Consider the following 20,683-nt stretch of genomic DNA (forward strand, 5'->3'; position numbering starts at 1 on the left):
TTGCTTTGGCTGTAGGGGTGAACCTGTGTGTTCATCTATTTCGGACAGACACAGAGGTCTGCCCCTACCAACAAAGATGTATCATTGAATATTTTCTTTTACTTACACAAAAATATTTCTTATGAAAAAATTATTGAAGATTAGTTTATTGTTGGTAATTGCGCTTTTTACATTTAATGCGTGTACTGAAGATGACGATTCTGAAGATTTTATTGTAGATTATGAATCTTTACCAACAGCAAGTAAAGCGTTTGTATCAACCCACTTTCCGGGTACAACAGTAAGTCTGGCCAAAGAACGCTATGTAGCCGAAACAGATGGTACTTATTACATGGTTTATCTGAACGGTGGTTATGAAATTGATTTCAAAAAAGCAGGAGACTGGGTGAGTGTAGAACATGCTACTAATGCCTTGCCTCAATCAGTAGTGAAATTGTTACCTAATGTAACTCAAAAGTACTTATCGGATAATTATGCAACTTCTATAGTTATTGAAATAGATAGATTGGTTTCCGGTGGATATGAAGTCGATTTAAATAACGATATTGATTTAATTTTCGATTCGAATGGTAATTTTTTAAGTAAAAAATAAAAAATCACCCATAAAGATATTGGAAACTGTTTGTTGTTATTATAGCAAGCAGTTTCTTTTTTATTTTAATTTATATAGAATGATGTTTTATCGGAATATAGATGATATTCGATTGGATATGAATAAATCAGGTTCTGTTCATGAACCTTTCTTGTTTGGCATTAACTATGAAATGTCGGAAGGCTTTTTTGTGCCGAATCCTCTCTTGCAAACCGACATATTATTTCAAATAAAAGAGGCAGGAAATAAGTCATCAGATGAGTCTGAAAAGGTAGAAGCACATCTTGGTTCGAATCCCATTTCTTATCTTGAGTACGAGAATAAATTTAATGTGGTACATAAAGGGTTAAGGCGTGGCGATTCGTTTTTGACCAATCTAACTATAAAAACACCGATTGAAACGAACATTTCATTACTTGATATTTTCAAGAGAAGTAAGTCTCCTTATCAACTCTGTTTGCCCGATCGTTTCGTCTGTTTTTCACCCGAACGATTTGTGAGGATAACCAACGGAGCGATATCATCTAATCCGATGAAGGGTACTATAGATGCCGGCATTGAAAATGCGGAGCAACTAATTCTCAATGATTTTAAGGAAACTGCCGAACATAATACAATTGTTGATCTGATTCGTAACGATCTGAGTATGGTTGCCGATAATGTTCGGGTGGAAAGATTCAGATATATAGACCGTATAAAAAGCCGAGATAGGGAGATATTGCAGGTCAGTTCCGAAATTACAGGCGATTTGAATGACGATTATCATTCGCATCTCGGTGATATTATCTTTAAACTTTTGCCTGCCGGCTCTATTTCGGGTGCACCCAAAGCGGCTACCGTGGATCTGATACGTTCGGCAGAAAGGGAGGATAGGGGATACTATACAGGTATTTTCGGTTATTACGATGGTACCGATTTCGATTCGGCAGTATTGATTCGCTTTATAGAACAAGAAGGTGACCGGATGTACTTTAGAAGCGGAGGTGGAATTACTGCTTACAGTAAGTGTGAGGACGAGTATCAGGAGGTATTGAATAAAATATATTTTCCATTTATATGAATCAGCCCTTATTTATAGAAACCATAAAGGTAAAGGATGGAGTTTTTTACAATCTACCTTTACATATTGCCCGTCTCAAAAGAACCGCAATTCATTTCTTTGGAGTTGCACCTTCTTTAGAATTGTCACAAAGCATGATTCCCGAGGCATTACGCATCGGAATCGTAAAGTGTAGAGTAACTTATTCATCTCAAATAATCTCTGTTGAATTCGAACCTTATGTTTTTCGGCATTTATCAAGCCTAACATTAGTAGAGGATAATGATATTGATTATACGTATAAAGCGGTTAACAGAAGTTCTTTAAACTCACTTTACTCCCGAAAAGAAGATGGTGATGACATTCTTATTGTGAAAAATGGACTGGTTACCGATACGTCTTATGCAAATGTTGTGTTTGAAAATGCCAACGGATTGTATACCCCCAAAAGTTATCTTTTGGGAGGAATAAAGCGTCAGTTTCTTTTGCAAAATGGCATCATTAATGAATTAGTTATTAATCACGAGGATATACGACTTTTCTCTAAGGTTTACCTGATTAACGCAATGATAGATCTCGAAGATGCAATTTGTGTTTCGGTGTCAGCTTTGAGAACATTATAGCTCTAAGATTTGTTAATAAATTGAAATATGTATTTTTGCATCGTGACACATTTAACTTATTCACAGAAATAAAACGCATAGGTATGAGATCCTCAGTTTGTTATATGCTAATCGGAATTGTTTTTCTGATTTTATCTATGCAATCCTGTATAGAAAAGGAGTATGATTCAGATAATTTAAATACAGAGGTCGAACTCAATATTCCTCCTGTTCCATTGGGAGGGTTTGATACGATTCATGTAAATTTTTTGCCCTCTGTACCTCCTGAAATTGTTCTTGGAGCCAGAATTGCTTTGAGTGATACGATCAGAGGGTTGTTTAATACTTCTACGATTTCTAGATTCTTTTATGTCGGATCAACAGGAGTGGTTATTTCTGCAAAAGTAGATGCAATGGTAATGCCTCTGGAATCAGGATTAGAGATAGAGGTTATTCTGAATGTAATCAATAGGGATCGTACCAGAAACGAATTTGTGAAGATACCACCACAGAAATTAGTATCGGCTAAGAATCAGAATTTTGAGATACGAATAGGGCCTGAGTATATGAAGTATATGAAAAATGCGCGTGATTTACATTTTATATTCGGAATAAAAGTAGGTGCTATTAATTTTACTAGACAAGATTATATTTATTTGAGGCAGGCAGTTCTTTTTGCCGGAGGTATGCAGCTTGAGCTTTAATAACAGATCAAAGAAACAAAATGAAACTAAATTCTATTTCTTCGGGGCTTATTATAGCTATGGTATGTTGTTTGCTATCGTTAGATGGTACAGCACAATCGTCGCGTACTTCTTATTTTATGAAGACGTCTTATGCCCGTACCAGCCTTAATGCCGCTTTGAGACCCGACCAGTCCTATATAGGTATTCCGTTTATGTCTAATATTTATTTAGATGCACGGACCAATACTTTTAATCTTAACAATTTGACTTTTCCGCTGGATGGGGAGAGGGTAACATTTATGCATGCCCAGATTCCGGTAGAAAAAGTGATGGAGAATATTTCTAATAACAATTATGTAACAGCAAATATAGGACTTAGTATATTTTCGGCAGGGTTTTTCAGAGGCGATTCGCATTGGAGCTTTGATTTGGGGGTAAGGACAGATGGAGATGCCAATGTTCCGAAATCAGTATTCGAACTATTGAAAGTTGGATTTAAAGAAAATGAAACTGTTACACATGATCTTTCAGATCTGAGTCTTGATCAAAATGCTTTTATTGAGATAAGTGCTACTCATTCACGCGTATTTCTGAACAATAGCCTTACAGTAGGAGCCAGAGCTAAACTACTTTTAGGTCTTTCATATATTGATTTGGATGCTAAAAGTTTAAGCATAACGGCGGGAAACGAGTTTTGGACAGCAAAGTCTCGTGTTAAATTAAAAGGTGCAGGCCCCGGTATATATGCCTATTATTCAGATAGTGATTATAATCCTGAAAGACGAAATTTTGACGGTTTTCATTATGGAAGTTTCAATATTCCCGGCTATGGAATGGGACTTGATGTAGGTGGTGTATATGACTTGAAAGATGTTCCTGTTGGTTTTCTGCAAAAACTAAAAGTCTCATATGCTTTAAACGATATTGGTTTTATATCATGGACTAAGAGCAATGTTGTACAGTTGAGCTCTCAGGAAACAGAAGTAACCGTATCTCCACATAATTATACGATAATAGGCGGAAATACATCCATTAACGATATATTTAATAATGCAGTTGACGATATCAGACAGGCAATCAATTTACATGAAGATGCCTCTCCCGGAGGTTATACGACCTCGTTACGTGCCAATATGAATGTAGGACTGGAATATGAAGTTTGGAAAGACAAAATGACAGCAGGATTTCTCTATTCTACCAAATTCGGTAAATATATTACCACTAATGAGTTTACTTTTTCGGCAAACTACATGCCTAAATCGTGGCTTGCCACCAGTTTTAGTTATTCTGCTGCATACAGTGCATTCAATACATTTGGTTTGGCAGTTCACATTGCTCCAGCCAGAGGGTTGAACTTTTTTCTGGCAAGTGATTATACTGTTTTTAAAATTTCACCTCAATTTCTGCCGACGTCAAGCAATGCTCTGAATTTTCAGATAGGATTATCTGTGCCATTTGGAGGAAAAAGAAGGTAAAGATATTCTTCAATTGTATTTTATGGGTTGTATATAGCAAACCGACTATTGTAGGCAATGCGTCATTTTTTACTATTTATCCGACCTTCGATCCAATTACATCAATTTGTTTTTGTAATTTTATCGCCAGAGATGGTTTTAGTCTCTTATATCCTCAAGAACGACAACAAATATAAATACAGAATAGAGCAGTGAATACTGATTTACTTGAATTAGATAGAATACGGAAAAATATATCCATTGGATATTTTTATGCGATTATTGCCATTTTTATTATATTTTCAGGCTACTATTGGTCTGAATCCATAGGTCCTTTTAAATATATAATGGCCGTAGGTCTTTTTTTCCATTGTTTTTGTTTTTTTGTGCCTCTGATGCTAAATTATAATGTATTTAGACCTTTGGTGACGGTATATTTGTTTTCTATTTCGGTTATAGTATATCCCTTGGTGCTTTTATTCTGGCAACTTGGGCAGATAACCACATTTTTGTGGTTCTTTCTAATTCCTACCGCCTCTATGATATTCTATTCTGTCAGAGCGGTTATGTTTTGGAGTATTTATATTTTTGTATTGATATGTTCGGTTTTTCTGGTATCACTTTTTTTTCCTGACCTGCCTATTATATCCGTAACCAGTAAACAGGTTTCTACCATAAATATTCTTACTATTATATGTTTTTTGGCTTTGTTCTTTTATTTCTTATACTGTATGAATATTATAAATCAGGTTAAGATCACAAAGTCAAACTCATTAGGATCTGATAATGTTGTTGAAAATATTCATACTGACCAAGATATAGAGAAGTTGAATAAATTATATGATAACATTACTACGTATCTGCATAAGAAAAAACCTTATTGTGATCCTGATTTTACAATATCACAATTATCAGAGGCAATAGATAGTAATATAACTTATATTTCGAAAGCTATAAAACTAAATAAGGATGTCAATTTTAATATTTTTATCAATTCTTATAGGATAGATATGGTAAAAGAGATGCTGAATAATGATTATCAGAATAAATATACAATGCGATATATTTATACATCTTCAGGATTCAGGCATCAATCAACATTTAATAAGGTATTCAAACAAATATCGGGTGTTACCCCATCTGAATACATTAAAAAACTGGAGTTAGATCGCCATAAGGGCGAAAAAGCAGCATTGGATTAGCAATTGTTAATACTGCTCTTGTTATAGAGTGGCTTTACAATAATACTATCATAGAAGTGGTTGGATTTTTATCCGATCACTTTTTTGTTTTAATGTATCTATGTATGTCTTTAATTTGATCTGATACGCTATAACTATTTTATATATGAGGTATACTCTAATCATTTTTTATTATAGAGTTAAAGTATAGGTAAAAACATAAATTTATAAGTGATATACTGTATTTTACTTCTTTTATCTCCTTATTATTAATTGTTTATGTAGTTTCTTTTTTCGTCTTGTTTTCCTTTGTTTTAAAGGGATATCACTTATGCGTTACATCTAATTTTGGAATATAAAACTCTTTGATACTACTTTTGGAGGAGAAAAGGATAACGACATCAAAATAAAACTATCAAGACTATTTTATTTCATTAAGAGTCTTTTTGGGTAAATACAGAGACATAATGTTTCTATTGAAGATAATTTTTCTGAATAATATTTTTAAGATAAACGCATTATATGTGATGATCAGTCAGAAAACAAAATTAGCCTCTATTAATTCATACTATACTAGTTGTGAAGGTAAGACCTATCGTGTAATTTCATTCTTGAACTGTTGTTGTTGTTTAGCTGTTTCACGATTAAGGGCTTATATCCGGATCAATTATTTCCGGCAGCAGTCTGTAGTGATTATATTCTGCTGCCTTTATCTAAGGATATACATTAACTAATATATTAGACTTTACTTTTTTAAATTAAAAATGACAATGAAGAAGATCTTATTATTTTTGATATTTTCGACGCTTGTGAATACGCTTTATTCTCAAGTTGGTATAAATACCGAAAATCCGAATGCACTAACAGAATTGGATGTCCGTAACTTAATTAATGGAACTGATACGATCCCTAAAGGGATTATGATACCACGTATGACAGAGGTTCAGAGAGACCGGATTGATGTCTCTAATGCGTCTTCCACAAATAGTCTGATGGTATATAATATCGATGAAGACTGTTACAATTATTATTCTAAAATTGAGGGAGAGTGGAGGAGCTTATGTGGTAAATTGGGAAAAGCTCAATTTGATTTCGACTGTTCGGCTGTAGTTGTATTGGGTACTTATATCGAAAACCAAGAGTTGACTCCCTCTAATCAGTTGAAGTTTTTGGTGACTGTCACTAAACCGGGAACATATGATATTACGGGAACAACTTCTAACGGATATTTCTTTAACGTTTCGGGCACTTTTGTTGAAAATGGAACGTACACTGTTTATGCTCAGGGTATAGGAACGCCTTTGGCTGTAGGGGTAGATGTTGTCGCTCTTACAAAAAATGGAGAAGATGCAAAGTGTGCTAATTTGGTAAAAGTTCCTGTGCTGAGTTCAATTGCTGTTTATTCAATAAACTGTTCAAGCATTGTTGTTAACGGGCAATATATAAAAGGAACCAACCTGACTTTAAGCAATACGATCAGGTTGAGTGTGAATGTCTCAAGAGCCGGATCGTACAGCATTACTACACCGCTTACAAATGGTGTTAGCTTTAGTGCAAGCGGAAACTTAACGGTAGGAACCCAATTGATCACTCTTATTGGTACAGGTGCTCCTACTGTAAACTCTGATTTTCCAATAACGATCAATACGAATTCACCTTCGGGTAATAATATTTGTACTACCACAATACCACTTACGCTACCTCCGATGACTTATGGCATTATAGGAACAGGAGATTATTCTTGGGCTTCGACTCAAAGACTCAATGCTTTGACCAATGGAGGGTTAAGTTTTGGCCCCAATGGTAATGTGAAGATTGTAAGCTTTAAACAATTGTGGAGTACATCTAATGTTAATACAGCAGCTAATTATCTGAATGGTAGTTTTACGGGAGGGCAACAGCCTGATGTCGTATTATATTTTGCTTATGGTGCAGCCCCTAATGCAGCGATAACAACAGCATTAATAAATTATATAAACCAAGGGGGATGTGTGATCTACGGATCTGCTGATAATACTTCGGCTGCGGTAAATATTCTCATGAATGGAATATTTGGTATGTCAACAGCACAAGCTCAAATAGCAGGTAGTGGGACGGTAGATGATAATACTTATCCGGTTGCTAACTTACCCAATGATCCGATAGTTAACGGTCCGTTTGGTAATGTATCCGGCAGGCATTGGGGGGAAGATAACTCTTCTACAGGCTCTGTAATAATGACGGCATTACCGCCAAATTCGATACAGATAGCTTCGGCATATAATCCGTATGGTAAACCAACCGTAAATCCCGAATATTCTATAATATGGTATAATGACAGTAAAAATTTCTTGTATTTCGGGGATAGCGTCGCTACTACTACAAGTATAAGTCAGCAGAATGATTATCCATCATCATATACTACAGGAGGTTTTCCTCAGTCTAAATTTTATGGTAATTATCCTCAGCCTGCGGGTGCTCCATCGCAGTACGTTTATAATTCGGCTTTAGAGTTAAACGGAGTGGCATGGGCTATCAAAAAAGCAGCAGTGAGCGGAATAAATCCTCATTAAGCCTTTATGTTATAATTATACAGGATGTTATATAAAAATAAAAGGGTATTCACAATATAGTTACTGAATACCCTTTTTTTATAATCCGAAAGTTTTATTTCTTTTTTACAGACCATCCGAAGCGACCTATCTTTTCGGCTAAAGCATAGTAAAAGCCATGCGAATAAGCTATAATTCCTGACTTATCCAGCTCGAATCTACCGGTTTGAGGATCAATATATCTTTCATCAGCTTTTACATTTACCACATCAGCAATAAACATGTGATGAGAGCCTAAAGGAACAATCTCTTTTACCTTGCATTCAATCGAAAGTGGCGATTCTTCGATGATAGGAGCCTTTACTATAGAAGCTTTTCCGGCTGTAAGTTTCATTTCCTTAAATTTATCCACATTCTTGCCCGATTTAACTCCGCACCAATCGGTGGCATATGCCAGATCCTCAGTCGTGATATTAATGACAAATTCCATATTACGCTTTATGATGTCATACGAATGTCTTTCGGGGCGTACCGAAATATAACACATGGCGGGATTAGTGCATATAGTTCCGGTCCAGCTTATGGTTATGATATTGTATTCATCGGGAGTACTGCCGCAACTCACCATTACAGCGGGTAGGGGGTAGACCATTGTTCCGGGTTTCCAGTCTTGTTTTGTCATTACGGAAGGTTTAAATCAAATTGAGTGCAAATATACGAATTTCATTCGTGTTGCTTCTTCCAACAGGGCTGTAGTATTTTTTGATTGATATTCGTTTTACTAATATACCTTTAAATAACAGATTTATGGATTCATTTTTTTATGTATGTGCTTAAATATTTACTCGTTAAAGACTTCTTTTCGTTTATAATTTCTATTGGATAGCCTTCGAATATTACTTTACCTCCATTCTTACCTGCTCGTGGTCCCATCTCTATTATCCAGTCTGCTTGACTGATAATATCCAGATTGTGTTCGATGATAATAACCGTGTTATGGGTGATGTCAATTAATTGATTGAATAGCTTTGACAGTTTCGAAATGTCGGAGCCGTGTAAACCCGTGGTTGGTTCATCAAAAATATAAATTTGTCCCCGTTTTCCTAATTCTATTGCCAGTTTGAGACGTTGTCTTTCTCCTCCCGAAAGAGTATTTAATGCTTGTCCGATAGTTAAATAACCCAAGCCTACATCGTCCAGATTTTCAAGTATGCGCTGTATGTCGTTTTCAGAAAAGAATACTTTAGCCTCCGATATAGTCATTGACATTACCTCTTCAATACTTTTTCCTTGCAGTTTATATTGCGAAATATCAGGTTTGTATCCGCTGCCGTTGCAGACATCGCAACGAATTTCGACTGTATCCATAAAAGCCAGATCGGTTGATATAATGCCCAATCCCTTACATGCAGGGCAAGCTCCTTCAGAGTTGGTACTGAATAGAGAAGATGCTACGTTATTTGCTTTGGCAAACAATTTTCGTATTTCGTTGATAATTCCCGTATAAGTGGCGGTGTTAGATCTTTTAGATCCTCTTATGGCACCTTGATCTATCATTACAATCTGAGGATAGTTTTTTTGTAATGCCTTAATCAGCGAACTTTTACCGGAGCCGGCAACACCCGCTATCACGGTCATTAGCTTTTTGGGGATTCGGACTGATATATCTTTTAAATTATGCAACGTAATATTATGCAACGAAAGAAAATCGGTGGCGACTCTGTAAGTCTCTTTAAGGGATGCTTTTTGAGATAGATATTTTCCGGTTAAGGTACAGGAGGATATTAATCCGGATAAATCACCTTCGTACACAATTTTACCTCCGTTTCTCCCTGCACCTATTCCCATATCCACAATATGATCGGCTATCGCAATTACATCAGGGTCATGCTCTACAATCAGTACAGTATTCCCTTTATCCCGAAGCTCAATCAATAATTTATTCAGCCTGTGCACATCACTGGGATGAAGTCCTATGCTTGGCTCATCAAAAATATAGCAGAGATCGGTAAGGCTACTGCCTAAATGACGTATGAGTTTTACCCGTTGCGATTCTCCTCCCGATAATGTTGATGTTTCTCTATTGAGGCTGAGGTATTCCAAACCGATTGATCTTAAACTCTCTAAATGTGTAATGATAGAATCTAAAACCGGACGTATGCCTGCTTGATCAATACCTCCGATGAATTTAATCAATTCGTCAATTTGTAAATCGCAGCAATCTGCTATATTTTTCTGATTGATTTTACAGCTTAATATAGTTGGGTTTAAACGAGCTCCTTTACATTGTGGACACGTATTCTTCATGACGACTTCTTTGAATCTGTTTGAATTCTTTCCCGTAATTTCTTTTGAGTCTTTTTTGAAGAAGGTCCGTTCAAATCTGGGTAATAATCCTTCATAAGGTGAAGTTTTCGGAAATCGGGGATCGGGATTGGTCAATTTAATATTATCAGCATAAATAAGGTTATACCACTCTTGTGTTGTATAGTCTTTAACTTTTTTGTCATTATCAAATAGTCCGGAATAAGCGTAGCGTGTCCACCTCCAGCCATTAACTTCAAATGTCGGGAAATTGATTGCTCCCTCATTAAGAGACTTGTTTTTATCGATAAGTTTATCAAAGTCAAGAGTGTTGACATTTCCCAACCCTTCGCAATGGGGGCACATCCCTTGCGGATTATTGAATGAAAACGCATTTGAATAGCCTACAAATGGTTTACCAACTCTTGAATATATTAATCTGAGCAATGAGTAAATATCTGTAACGGTACCTACTGTTGATCGTGCATTACCTTCGATACGCTTCTGGTCTACAACAATAGATACAGATAAATTTTCCATGCTGTCTACATCGGGTTTACCATATTGTTGCAGCCTATGTCTGATAAAGCTATTGTAGGTTTCGTTGAGCAAGCGTTGCGATTCAGCAGCAATTGTATCGAAGACGAGAGACGATTTACCCGAACCTGAAACTCCTGTAAATACAGTGATTTTCTTTTTGGGAATGCATACTGAAATGTTTTTCAGGTTGTTTTCTCTAGCTCCTTTTATGATAATATATCGATTGTCCATAACTGTTTTTTTTCTATCCTATAAAAGCAAAAGTACATCTCTTTTATCTTCTTGACAATAAGGGATTAATAAGTCATGGGGTGATAAATTAATCGCTATTTGGATTTGAAGAGATTAGATTTTTCTAGCCATTATTATACGAATATAAGTAAGGCTTTCTTATTCATTTATCGGTATCTATCGGTTTGAAAAAACAGCTTTCGTAATTGTAAAATACTATAGAACGTCTTATCATTAATTTAGTAAAGTATTGCTGTTGTAGAGTTTCCTGCTGACAAATAAATACTTAACTTTGATTAAAACCGAAATTGAAAGTTATGTATAAAAGAAAGAATCCGATGGATTATTCTGATTGTTCGATTCGTATTCCAGTTGACATTATTTCAGGAAGTTGGAAGATATGGCTTATTCTCGAAATAAATAAAGGGGTAGCCAGACCAAGCGAATTATATCATAGTATTGCCATTGCTCCCCGACGAGTATTAACGAAACAATTAAAGGAGCTGGAGTTGCAAGGTATAGTCGGTAAAACGGTATATCCTGTGTTACCTCTTCGGGTTGAATATTATTTGACTGCTGCCGGAAAAGATTTGATTCCTATTCTTGAGCAATTGGAAAGATGGGGTGATAAACATAAAAGTGCTTTTATAAATGTAATAGAAGGTTCTGAATAAAGCATTACCTAAAAGATTCTAAGCAGTGTTTTTAGATTATCCTTCATACTTTCTTTTATTAATTAAAATTCTATTGACTGAGTAGCGATATTAAAAGTATTTTATATCTTTGCCCTTGTAAAATAACTATTTACTCTAATAATGATAACAAAATTAACAAACATATCTGCTGATAACAAACTAAATTTTAACTATTTAGGTTTGTCTATGTGCGTTGAAATATTAGAGAGAGAGAGAGAGAGAGAGAGAGAGAGAGAGAGAGAGAGAGAGAGAGAGAGTTAACTAGCAGATACATTATTAATAAAAATATTTTAGGCAGATTACTCTGTCTTTTTTTGTTATTGTGTTCTAATGACATATTGTTTTTCATTTTAGAGTATTTCCCCAATAGATATACTAATAGTTGTTTCGATAAACATCTTCGTGTTACCGATTTGTTTTTTTGTTGTCGTTCAAAATCGATACGAATAATCTGTTTATCTGTGCCACAACTATGTCAGGCAGTAGTGTGTAGCGACTACATGCTGCTGCTTTTTTATTTGACTAAAACAACTAACTATATAAATTAATTTGAAGATAATGAGGAAGATAACTTTTTTATTGTTAATTGGTATTCTTTTCTTTAGTCTGTTGCAGGCTCAGGTAGGAATAAATACTCAAAATCCCAAGGCAGCACTAGAAATTATCTCCGAGGGGAGTACCAGTGCAACACAGGCTCTTTCGGTCAGAAATACATCTAATACGGAGATACTTTCGCTGCGTGATCATGGTTACCTGGGATTGGGAGTGACGAACCCTGATATTCGGCTCGATTTGCGAAATGGGGCCAATAATGCCATTATCGGCATCGGTAATAGTAATCAAACGGCAGCAGCAGCTGGAGCCGGATCCTTAAAATATGATACAGGGTCTCAGGCTTTGTATCTGTCTGATGGAACTGTATGGAATAAGCTTAGTGCTTACCTGATACGTACATATGTGGTTGCCGATATTATCAATACCAGCCAGTCTTTTCCGGATAATGCTTCTACAACGGTTATGAACTGGCGTAAGAAGGAGGATCTGCTCGGAACATTTAATGCTGCGACCGGAATATTTACAGCTCCTCGGACGGGTACGTACACCATCTCGGTAATTGCCACATTCGACAATGGAGCGGTTGGTACTAACAGTTATATGCAAATGGAACTGGTATCGCCTGTAGCTACAGTTAAATGTCAATCGACTTATTATGATGCAGCTACCTTTCAAACTTCAGTGCTATGTTCGGGAAGCTTTCAACTGATAGCTGGACAAACATTGCGATCTGTTATTTCTCATAATATGGGATCACTTAAATATCTTAAGGCAGGTTATTGTAATTTAAGTATTTTAGAAAACTAAGGTTCTGAGAGTATGATATTAAAATATAGTTTATGTATGAAAAATAAAATGTTTAGATATCTGATGGTTATAACTTTTTTATTATCTCTGCCAATAGTAATGGTGTATGCACAGAGCGTAGGAATAAATACCAATAATCCAACAGCTACGCTTGATATACTCTCACAAGGAGATAATGGTTTGACTGAAAATATAAGGATAAACAACTCAAATAATATCAATCTTTTGACATTGCTCAACAATGGTTATATGGGGTTGGGAACAATAAGCCCTGCTGTACGCCTTGATTTGAGAGCCGATTTAGCCGGGAATAATATTATAGGTATAGGTAATACCAATTTGGCAGCATCAACAGCTCGAGCCGGAGCAATAAAGTATGTTTCTGATACAAAGGAGTTGCACTATTCGGATGGTTCACAATGGTTGATATTAGAGGCCGATATGGTCAGAGATTGTGTGATTGCTGATAATTCCTATAACCTGATGGTATGTCCGGACAATACTACGACTCAACTTGGAAACTGGAATACAGTATATGATCCTACCGGAACATTTAATGCATCGACCGGAGTATTTACTGCACCTAAAACAGGATTATATACAGCTACATTCAGTGTACACATGGCTATTACTTCAGTCGGAGCAGGAAGCTACATCGAAGGACAATGGATAGCCAGTAACGGAGAAACTATTAAATGTACCAATTCTTTTCCTCTGCCGGGCGGTTTTATGGCATCTATTATTTGTAGCGGGACAGTTTTTTTAGATGCCGGCGATACTCTATATCCTCAGGTATTTCACAATACAGGAACAGATAAGCATCTCCGTATCTATGGGGATTCAGGGCCAGTCAGTGCCGCTTCAGATATGTACTTCAATAATATATCCATCGTTATACAATAAAGTATTATACTAATATGAACAGAAAAATTATTATTCTATATATACTTCTTCTTTTACCCTTTTATATCCCTGCTCAGATCGGGATAAATACCGAATCGCCAATTGCTACTCTGGAAGTGAAGTCTGAGTTAACTACAGTACCTGCAATTTTAGCTCGTAACTCTGCTAACGTAGAGTTGATCCGCTTACTCGATAACGGGAATTTAGGTATAGCAAAAGCCAATCCAGCGGTTAGAGTAGACTTAAGGGGAGCCCTTTCTAATGGAGAATTGGGGTTAGGTACAACTACAATGACAGCTGCTGCCGCCAGGGCTGGAGCTATAAGGTATAACAACGGAATAGAATATTCGGATGGGGATGTCTGGATAAAGTTAACAGCTTTGCCTCCCAAAGCATATGTGATAGCTAAGAATACAGTACAAATAGGGGTGCCTGCGTCTAAAAGTGTTATATGGAAAAACTGGACTGAAGCTGTAGATGTAACAAACAGTTTTGATGCTTCTACGGGAGTATTCACTGCTCCGCGGGCAGGTATATATTCGGTCTCATGCACAGGTATGGTCGAAAATATTGTAACCACATCGGGTGTATTGCGTATCGAGTTAAACTTGATGGTTACCAGTGTTACGGCTTCACAAGTAAAGAGCGCGTTTGCAGCTCCTAATAACTTCTTGGGAGCGTCTGTGAATATGACATTTGTAAATAAAGCATTTTTATATCTTCAGACGGGTGACAAGTGTTATTTTACAATCTGGAATGGTATGAATGTCGAAGTAAAGACAACCACAGATGGATCGTACAATACTCTGACTATATCGGAGATGTAATATATTATTATGGTTCATATCATAAAGTGAAGCCCCGGCTATGAATTCTCATAGCCGGGGCTTATCTAATAATACGTTTATCGTATATTATTCTATGGTAAGAATAGTAACACCTTCGAGAACAGAGTCTCCGGGGTTTACACTTATAGAAGTTACTTTACCGGCTTGAGGTGCATTAATGGCATTTTCCATTTTCATAGCTTCAAGAACGGCAACAGTTTGACCTTTTTTTACTTCGTCACCAACATTTACATTGATTGCAACAACAATACCTGGTAGTGGAGATTTTACAGCTCCTGCACCGCTTTTGGCAGGTGCACTTGGTGCTGATACTGTAGCTGTTTTTTGAGCAGCAGGAGCAGCAGTTGTTTTTGCTACCGGACGAGAAACAAGAGTTACTTCTTCCTCATTACTTACTAATTCTACCTCATAATTGCTTCCGTTTACTGCAACTTGGGCAATAGAGTTTTCTAATTTATTTACGGCAACTATATAGTCTTGACCGTTAATTCTATATATGAATTGTTTCATGATAAATTTCTCTAATTTTTATTTTCTTATTGGCATTTGAAGCATGGTAGCGCTTCTGTCAACCCAAGGAAGATGATCTTGAGACTCATGCTTAATGGTCAGAACATTACTTTCTGCATCATGCTGATGTTGAAAGTCATATATAGCCATAGCTATAACAGCTAATACATCTGTGGGTATGTTTTTATCACTCATAATTTCTATGTGTTACAGTTGAAAATTATAGAGGTAAATTATCGTGCTTTTTAGCAGGATTTACCTGATGTTTAGTTCTCAATTGCTCCAATGCACGGATTACACGGAAACGTGTATTGCGAGGCTCAATTACATCATCGATATAACCGTAACGAGCTGCATTGTAAGGGTTACAGAACAATTTGTTATACTCATCTTTTTTCGCTGCATAAGCTTCGGCTTGTTTTACAGGATCTGGATCAGCTTTAATTTCTTTTGCATACAATACTTCAACAGCACCATCAGCACCCATAACTGCAATTTCTGCACTAGGCCATGCATAGTTGATATCGCCACGTAGTTGTTTACAACTCATTACGATATGAGAACCTCCGTAAGATTTACGAAGAGTAACTGTTACTTTAGGCACAGTAGCTTCGCCGTAAGCGTAAAGAAGTTTAGCACCGTGTACAATTACACCGCCATATTCTTGTCCTGTTCCTGGAAGGAATCCGGGTACGTCTACCAATGTTACTAAAGGAATGTTGAAAGCATCGCAGAAGCGAACAAAACGTGCTGCTTTACGAGATGCATTGATATCAAGCACACCGGCCATGTATTTAGGTTGGTTGGCTACGATACCTACCGATTGTCCGTTGAAACGAGCGAAACCGATAATTATATTTTTAGCATATGCTGAGTGTACTTCAAGGAACTCACCATTATCGATCAATGAGCCGATTACTTCATACATATCGTATGCTTTGTTCGGATTGTCAGGGATAATGTCATTCAACAAATCATCCATTCTTGCGATTGGATCAGTACATTCTTTGCGTGGAGCCTCTTCTCTGTTATTAGAAGGTAGGAAACTCATTAGGTGACGGATCAATTCTAAACCATCATCTTCGTTTTCTACCGAGAAGTGAGCAACACCCGATTTGGTTGTATGTACGCTTGCACCTCCTAGTTCTTCTTGAGTAACGTCTTCACCTGTAACTGTTTTTACTACTTTAGGCCCTGTTAAGAACATATAAGAAGTACCTTCAGTCATGATATTGAAGTCGGTAAGAGCAGGAGAGTATACAGCACCACCGGCACAAGGTCCGAATATTCCCGAAATTTGAGGAATCACACCTGATGCCAATATATTGCGTTGGAAAATTTCAGCATAACCTGCCAATGCGTTGATACCTTCTTGGATACGAGCACCACCCGAATCGTTGATACCGATACAAGGCGCACCCATTTTCATTGCCATGTCCATTACTTTACAGATTTTCATTGCCAATGTTTCAGACAACGAGCCTGCTATAACAGTAAAGTCTTGAGCAAAGATATAAACAAGGCGTCCGCCAATAGTTCCACATCCGGTTACTACACCGTCACCCAGAAATTTAGTTTTCTCCATTCCGAAGTTTGTACAACGATGTTCTACAAACATATCAAACTCTTCGAAACTACCTTCGTCAAGTACAATCGCGATACGTTCGCGAGCAGTGTATTTTCCTTTTGCGTGTTGAGCTTCGATTCTTTTTTCACCACCGCCTAGGCGTGCTTTTTCTCGAAGTGCAATAAGCTCTTTTACTTTTTCAAGTTGGCTCATGTTTTTATATTTTGATTCTTAAATTTAATACTGAATTGGTCAGGTCACAGACCTGTTGATAACGCAAAAAAAGACCTTACATTGTAAAGCCTCTTTTAATGTATATCTTATTTGCTTGGGTGTTCACAAAACTCGGTTAGTACACTGCAAGTCGATTTTGGGTGAAGAAAAGCAATGTTCAGACCTTCTGCACCTGCACGAGGAGCTTTGTCTATCAGTTGTACTCCTTTACTTTCTGCTTCAGCCAATGATGCAGCAACACTATCAACCGAGAATGCAATGTGATGGATACCTTCTCCTTTTTTTTCGATGAATTTTGCGATAGTACTGTCTGGGCTTGTAGGCTCAAGTAGTTCTATTTTAGTCTGACCGACTTTGAAGAAAGCAGTTTTTACTTTTTGATCTTCTACAACTTCTATGTTGTAGCATTTTAAGCCTAAAACGCCTTCATAGTAAGGAAGACTGTCTTCGATACTTTTTACAGCAATACCAAGATGTTCGATGTGCGAAATATTCATGATCTCTTATAAAAAAGTTAGTAATTTTAGATTGAATACAAAATTAGCAATATAAATTAGAACGAGAAGAATATTTTAAGATAAAAAAAGAATCTGTCTATGTGATATTGGTTTTATTGATGGATACACGTGTTTAAAAAAGCAAACTATAGAAAACCCGAATCACAATAAAAATACAAAGACCGGCAAGATTGATTTTGCCGGTCTTTGTTGAAAATAAAATGTTTTTTTACTATTGAGTAGTTATGTATTACATTATTGGAATACTCCCTTGTAAGTAACATCTTGTCTATTCTCAGCCGAAACTTTTAATGTAGTTTCCTGAGTTTGCTTGTTTATAGTAAAAAAGAATTTTATACCTTGGTTAAGGATACTGGCAAGATCCGAAGGTATAATTGTTACTTCAAAAGTAATCTCGTCATCTGTATGCACAAAATATACAAATTTTGTAGATGTCAGATTTATGGGTTTGTTTTCAGGAGAAATAGGAGTTACATAAAAACGTCCTACATAGGGCAAATTCATGTTCATAACATCCTTGTCGATAGTGAAAAAATAGTCGCCAGTACCATCCAATTCTATTGGCAATCCAAATTGAGGCTCAACCGAATTTGGGTAGAACGAAAAATTTAGACGTTCAATGCTTGCAATGTTTTTTTCTGCTTGCTCTGCTTGTTTTACCGCTCGTCGATCTTTTTTCTGTTCTTTTCTTTGTTCTTTACTTTGAGAATTTTGAGCTTGTGAGGATTGGACGCTTGACATAAAGAATATGCCGCATAAACCTAATGTAAATAAAAAGATTTTCATGATTTCGTTTTTTTTAGTTGAATACTTTTGTTTTTATTTTAATTACAACAAGTTAATTGTAAAAAAAGTTTTACTGGAAGACGTATTTTCAATAGTAATTTTATGTGGTTCTAAAGCTCTATTTGTGTGTTCTGTGGGTGTATAAAAAGAAAAGGTTGTCATCCCGACAACCAATCTTTATTGTTAACCTTAAAATCTAATACCATGAAAAAACACAGTTCAAAGATATGCGATTCTAAAATAAAAAGCAATCTATTTGATGTTAAATGTTGTTTTTTAACAAAAAAGTGGTATTATGTTGTTTGGAGGTGATTTTTTTTAATGTTTTTTTAGTGGTTTTGAGATAATATTGAGATATTATTCAGGGGAATCTTGATTGTGTGTTCTGTGGGTATGTAAAAAGAAAAGGTTGTCATCCCGACAACCAATCTTCATTGTTAACCTTAAAATCTAATACCATGAAAAAACACAGTTCAAAGATATCTTATTTTAAAATAAAAATCAATCTATTTGATGTTAAATGTTGTTTTTTAACAATAATGTGATATTGTGGGTTTGTTGTATTGTGAATTTAATATTTATTTAAAATTTTAGAGGCGATATTCGATTTAGTTATGATCAAAGAAGGTTTGGTGATATAAAAAGAAAAAGGTTGTCATCCCGACAACCAATCTTCATTGTTAACCTTAAAATCTAATACCATGAAAAAACACAGTTCAAAGATATACGATTCTAAAATAAAAAGCAATCTATTTTATGTTATATAGCATACTTTAACGAATTTATAACATTATTGAGTCCTTGTAACGCGATTTTAATATCTGATAAAGATTATGTACCTTTCCTACTCTAAAATTGACTTAATTTAAGAAAATGAGATCTTTTGATAAGAAAGTGTTGGCGAAATATATTTTTATTGCTGTAGCTATAGCCATTGCTATTAGTTTCCTCATTATTTCGAACCAGATGGCAGGAGATATGGCGAAGGATGAGAGGCAAAAGATGGAATTGTGGGCAGATGCTGTTAATATGGCTGCAAATAACGATGTGGTGGATGAATTGGACTTGACTTTAAAAATCTTATCAAGCAATAAAACTATTCCCGTTATATTATGTGATGAGTTTGATAACGTTATGATGACGGCTAATCTTGATATACCGGTCCAAGATAGTGTTGAATATCTGGCTGATAAGGTAGCGTCATTTAAGAAGTCGAATACTCCTATTGTTATTGAATCTCCTAATTTTAAGCAGTATGTTTATTATGGTGATTCGTCAACATTGCAACGTCTCCAATATTATCCCTTTATTCAGATCGGGGTGATGACTTTCTTTATATGTGTATCATTCCTGGCATTATTGAGTACGAAAAATGCAGAACAAAATAAATTGTGGGTGGGATTATCAAAGGAGACTGCTCATCAATTGGGTACACCCATATCGTCTATGCTTGCCTGGGTAGAATATCTGAAGAGTAAAACGACAGATGTATCGACGCTTAATGAGATGGAAAAAGATGTCATGCGTTTACAGGTAGTTGCCGATAGGTTTTCTAAGATTGGTTCTACACCTGCACCAGAGACACGGCAGGTTGGCGAAGAAATGATGCAATCGGTAGCTTATTTGGAGAAGCGGATTTCGAAGAAAGTCAAATTTGAATTTAATATTCCGGCTGAGCCTTTATATGCGAAAATAAGCACTTCTTTATTCAGTTGGGTTATTGAGAACCTTACGAAAAATGCGGTAGATGCTATGGAGGGGCAAGGACATATAACCTTCACTTTATCACAACGTAACGGTTTTGTTTGTATTGATATAACCGATACGGGAAAAGGGTTGCCTAAAGCCATGTTTAAAAGTATATTTTCTCCCGGATTTACCACTAAAGAAAGAGGGTGGGGACTAGGTCTTTCATTAGCTAAACGTATTATCGAAGATTATCACAAAGGTCGTATCTATGTAAAAAGTTCCGAAATAGGTGTTGGTACTACCTTCAGAATAGAGTTGATGAGGGTGCCTATAGCCTGAATAGGGATATAGGATGCTTTTTTTTAAGATTACGGATATCGATAATATAATTGCATTGCTGTATCCTAATGA

General features: G+C 36.1%; 19 protein-coding genes. 12 read left to right on the top strand and 7 right to left on the bottom strand.

Annotated elements, in window-relative coordinates:
* Positions 1-121 precede the first annotated feature (121 nt).
* The 7 genes from G7050_RS13080 (at position 122) to G7050_RS13110 (ending at position 8,106) form a co-directional block, all read left to right on the top strand.
* A complete protein-coding gene (locus tag G7050_RS13080) occupies positions 122-592 on the top strand; it encodes a PepSY-like domain-containing protein (protein ID WP_166116119.1) in 471 nt (156 codons plus the stop codon).
* A gap of 82 nt (positions 593-674) precedes the next feature.
* Complete coding sequence (locus G7050_RS13085; protein ID WP_166117726.1) at positions 675-1,652, top strand: aminodeoxychorismate synthase component I; 978 nt, start codon at positions 675-677, stop codon at positions 1,650-1,652.
* A complete protein-coding gene (locus tag G7050_RS13090; protein WP_166116121.1) occupies positions 1,649-2,254 on the top strand; it encodes an aminotransferase class IV in 606 nt (201 codons plus the stop codon). Before G7050_RS13085 ends, G7050_RS13090 begins: the two co-directional genes overlap by 4 nt.
* A gap of 83 nt (positions 2,255-2,337) precedes the next feature.
* Complete coding sequence (locus G7050_RS13095) at positions 2,338-2,937, top strand: hypothetical protein (protein ID WP_166116124.1); 600 nt, start codon at positions 2,338-2,340, stop codon at positions 2,935-2,937.
* A gap of 20 nt (positions 2,938-2,957) precedes the next feature.
* Complete coding sequence (locus G7050_RS13100) at positions 2,958-4,394, top strand: DUF5723 family protein (protein ID WP_166116126.1); 1,437 nt, start codon at positions 2,958-2,960, stop codon at positions 4,392-4,394.
* Positions 4,395-5,104: 710 nt separating this feature from the next.
* A complete protein-coding gene (locus G7050_RS13105; protein ID WP_166116128.1) occupies positions 5,105-5,575 on the top strand; it encodes an AraC family transcriptional regulator in 471 nt (156 codons plus the stop codon).
* Positions 5,576-6,324: 749 nt separating this feature from the next.
* Positions 6,325-8,106 carry a hypothetical protein gene (locus G7050_RS13110; protein ID WP_255499145.1) on the top strand — a complete coding sequence of 594 codons (1,782 nt, stop codon included), beginning with the start codon at positions 6,325-6,327 and terminating at the stop codon, positions 8,104-8,106.
* Positions 8,107-8,200: 94 nt separating this feature from the next.
* Here the strand turns inward: G7050_RS13110 and G7050_RS13115 are convergent, their stop codons facing one another.
* Together G7050_RS13115 and G7050_RS13120 are read right to left on the bottom strand one after the other, a co-directional pair.
* Complete coding sequence (locus G7050_RS13115) at positions 8,201-8,767, bottom strand: flavin reductase family protein (RefSeq protein WP_166116133.1); 567 nt, start codon at positions 8,765-8,767, stop codon at positions 8,201-8,203.
* A gap of 131 nt (positions 8,768-8,898) precedes the next feature.
* Complete coding sequence (locus G7050_RS13120) at positions 8,899-11,160, bottom strand: excinuclease ABC subunit UvrA (RefSeq protein ID WP_166116135.1); 2,262 nt, start codon at positions 11,158-11,160, stop codon at positions 8,899-8,901.
* A 317-nt stretch (positions 11,161-11,477) separates the two neighbouring features.
* Here G7050_RS13120 and G7050_RS13125 point away from each other — a divergent pair, with 317 nt between their 5' ends.
* The 4 genes from G7050_RS13125 to G7050_RS13140 all read left to right on the top strand — a co-directional run bounded on the left by G7050_RS13125 (position 11,478) and on the right by G7050_RS13140 (position 14,947).
* Complete coding sequence (locus tag G7050_RS13125; RefSeq protein WP_166116137.1) at positions 11,478-11,834, top strand: helix-turn-helix domain-containing protein; 357 nt, start codon at positions 11,478-11,480, stop codon at positions 11,832-11,834.
* A 579-nt stretch (positions 11,835-12,413) separates the two neighbouring features.
* Entirely contained in the window at positions 12,414-13,217 is an 804-nt protein-coding gene (locus G7050_RS13130; RefSeq protein WP_166116140.1) for a hypothetical protein, read from the top strand.
* A 36-nt stretch (positions 13,218-13,253) separates the two neighbouring features.
* On the top strand, positions 13,254-14,120 hold the full coding sequence (locus tag G7050_RS13135; RefSeq protein WP_166116143.1) for a hypothetical protein: 867 nt from the start codon (positions 13,254-13,256) through the stop codon (positions 14,118-14,120).
* Positions 14,121-14,134: 14 nt separating this feature from the next.
* On the top strand, positions 14,135-14,947 hold the full coding sequence (locus G7050_RS13140) for a hypothetical protein (protein ID WP_166116146.1): 813 nt from the start codon (positions 14,135-14,137) through the stop codon (positions 14,945-14,947).
* A gap of 87 nt (positions 14,948-15,034) precedes the next feature.
* Here the strand turns inward: G7050_RS13140 and G7050_RS13145 are convergent, their stop codons facing one another.
* From G7050_RS13145 to G7050_RS13165, 5 genes are all read right to left on the bottom strand, one after another.
* The gene (locus G7050_RS13145; RefSeq protein ID WP_166116148.1) at positions 15,035-15,478 is read right to left on the bottom strand and encodes a DUF2118 domain-containing protein; all 444 of its coding nucleotides are present in this window, start codon (positions 15,476-15,478) and stop codon (positions 15,035-15,037) included.
* A gap of 18 nt (positions 15,479-15,496) precedes the next feature.
* A complete protein-coding gene (locus G7050_RS13150) occupies positions 15,497-15,673 on the bottom strand; it encodes a hypothetical protein (protein WP_166116150.1) in 177 nt (58 codons plus the stop codon).
* Positions 15,674-15,698: 25 nt separating this feature from the next.
* On the bottom strand, positions 15,699-17,258 hold the full coding sequence (locus tag G7050_RS13155; protein ID WP_166116153.1) for an acyl-CoA carboxylase subunit beta: 1,560 nt from the start codon (positions 17,256-17,258) through the stop codon (positions 15,699-15,701).
* A 107-nt stretch (positions 17,259-17,365) separates the two neighbouring features.
* Positions 17,366-17,776 carry a methylmalonyl-CoA epimerase gene (gene mce, locus G7050_RS13160; protein ID WP_110308908.1) on the bottom strand — a complete coding sequence of 137 codons (411 nt, stop codon included), beginning with the start codon at positions 17,774-17,776 and terminating at the stop codon, positions 17,366-17,368.
* Between the two features lie 255 nt (positions 17,777-18,031).
* Entirely contained in the window at positions 18,032-18,583 is a 552-nt protein-coding gene (locus G7050_RS13165) for a DUF4251 domain-containing protein (RefSeq protein ID WP_166116155.1), read from the bottom strand.
* An 873-nt stretch (positions 18,584-19,456) separates the two neighbouring features.
* Here G7050_RS13165 and G7050_RS13170 point away from each other — a divergent pair.
* Positions 19,457-20,611 carry a PAS domain-containing sensor histidine kinase gene (locus G7050_RS13170; protein WP_166116158.1) on the top strand — a complete coding sequence of 385 codons (1,155 nt, stop codon included), beginning with the start codon at positions 19,457-19,459 and terminating at the stop codon, positions 20,609-20,611.
* Positions 20,612-20,683: the final 72 nt, after the last annotated feature.

Origin of the sequence: Dysgonomonas sp. HDW5A (assembly GCF_011299555.1) — a bacterium.
GTDB lineage: Bacteria > Bacteroidota > Bacteroidia > Bacteroidales > Dysgonomonadaceae > Dysgonomonas_A.

Excerpts from the sequence above, each read along its gene's own strand:
- G7050_RS13080 (WP_166116119.1), top strand. The coding sequence starts at position 122 with ATGAAAAAATTATTGAAGATTAGTTTATTGTTGGTAATTGCGCTTTTT.
- G7050_RS13085 (WP_166117726.1), top strand. The coding sequence starts at position 675 with ATGTTTTATCGGAATATAGATGATATTCGATTGGATATGAATAAATCA.
- G7050_RS13090 (WP_166116121.1), top strand. The coding sequence starts at position 1,649 with ATGAATCAGCCCTTATTTATAGAAACCATAAAGGTAAAGGATGGAGTT.
- G7050_RS13095 (WP_166116124.1), top strand. The coding sequence starts at position 2,338 with ATGAGATCCTCAGTTTGTTATATGCTAATCGGAATTGTTTTTCTGATT.
- G7050_RS13100 (WP_166116126.1), top strand. The coding sequence starts at position 2,958 with ATGAAACTAAATTCTATTTCTTCGGGGCTTATTATAGCTATGGTATGT.
- G7050_RS13105 (WP_166116128.1), top strand. The coding sequence starts at position 5,105 with ATGAATATTATAAATCAGGTTAAGATCACAAAGTCAAACTCATTAGGA.
- G7050_RS13110 (WP_255499145.1), top strand. The coding sequence starts at position 6,325 with ATGAAGAAGATCTTATTATTTTTGATATTTTCGACGCTTGTGAATACG.
- G7050_RS13115 (WP_166116133.1), bottom strand. The coding sequence starts at position 8,767 with ATGACAAAACAAGACTGGAAACCCGGAACAATGGTCTACCCCCTACCC.
- G7050_RS13120 (WP_166116135.1), bottom strand. The coding sequence starts at position 11,160 with ATGGACAATCGATATATTATCATAAAAGGAGCTAGAGAAAACAACCTG.
- G7050_RS13125 (WP_166116137.1), top strand. The coding sequence starts at position 11,478 with ATGTATAAAAGAAAGAATCCGATGGATTATTCTGATTGTTCGATTCGT.
- G7050_RS13130 (WP_166116140.1), top strand. The coding sequence starts at position 12,414 with ATGAGGAAGATAACTTTTTTATTGTTAATTGGTATTCTTTTCTTTAGT.
- G7050_RS13135 (WP_166116143.1), top strand. The coding sequence starts at position 13,254 with ATGAAAAATAAAATGTTTAGATATCTGATGGTTATAACTTTTTTATTA.
- G7050_RS13140 (WP_166116146.1), top strand. The coding sequence starts at position 14,135 with ATGAACAGAAAAATTATTATTCTATATATACTTCTTCTTTTACCCTTT.
- G7050_RS13145 (WP_166116148.1), bottom strand. The coding sequence starts at position 15,478 with ATGAAACAATTCATATATAGAATTAACGGTCAAGACTATATAGTTGCC.
- G7050_RS13150 (WP_166116150.1), bottom strand. The coding sequence starts at position 15,673 with ATGAGTGATAAAAACATACCCACAGATGTATTAGCTGTTATAGCTATG.
- G7050_RS13155 (WP_166116153.1), bottom strand. The coding sequence starts at position 17,258 with ATGAGCCAACTTGAAAAAGTAAAAGAGCTTATTGCACTTCGAGAAAAA.
- mce (WP_110308908.1), bottom strand. The coding sequence starts at position 17,776 with ATGAATATTTCGCACATCGAACATCTTGGTATTGCTGTAAAAAGTATC.
- G7050_RS13165 (WP_166116155.1), bottom strand. The coding sequence starts at position 18,583 with ATGAAAATCTTTTTATTTACATTAGGTTTATGCGGCATATTCTTTATG.
- G7050_RS13170 (WP_166116158.1), top strand. The coding sequence starts at position 19,457 with ATGAGATCTTTTGATAAGAAAGTGTTGGCGAAATATATTTTTATTGCT.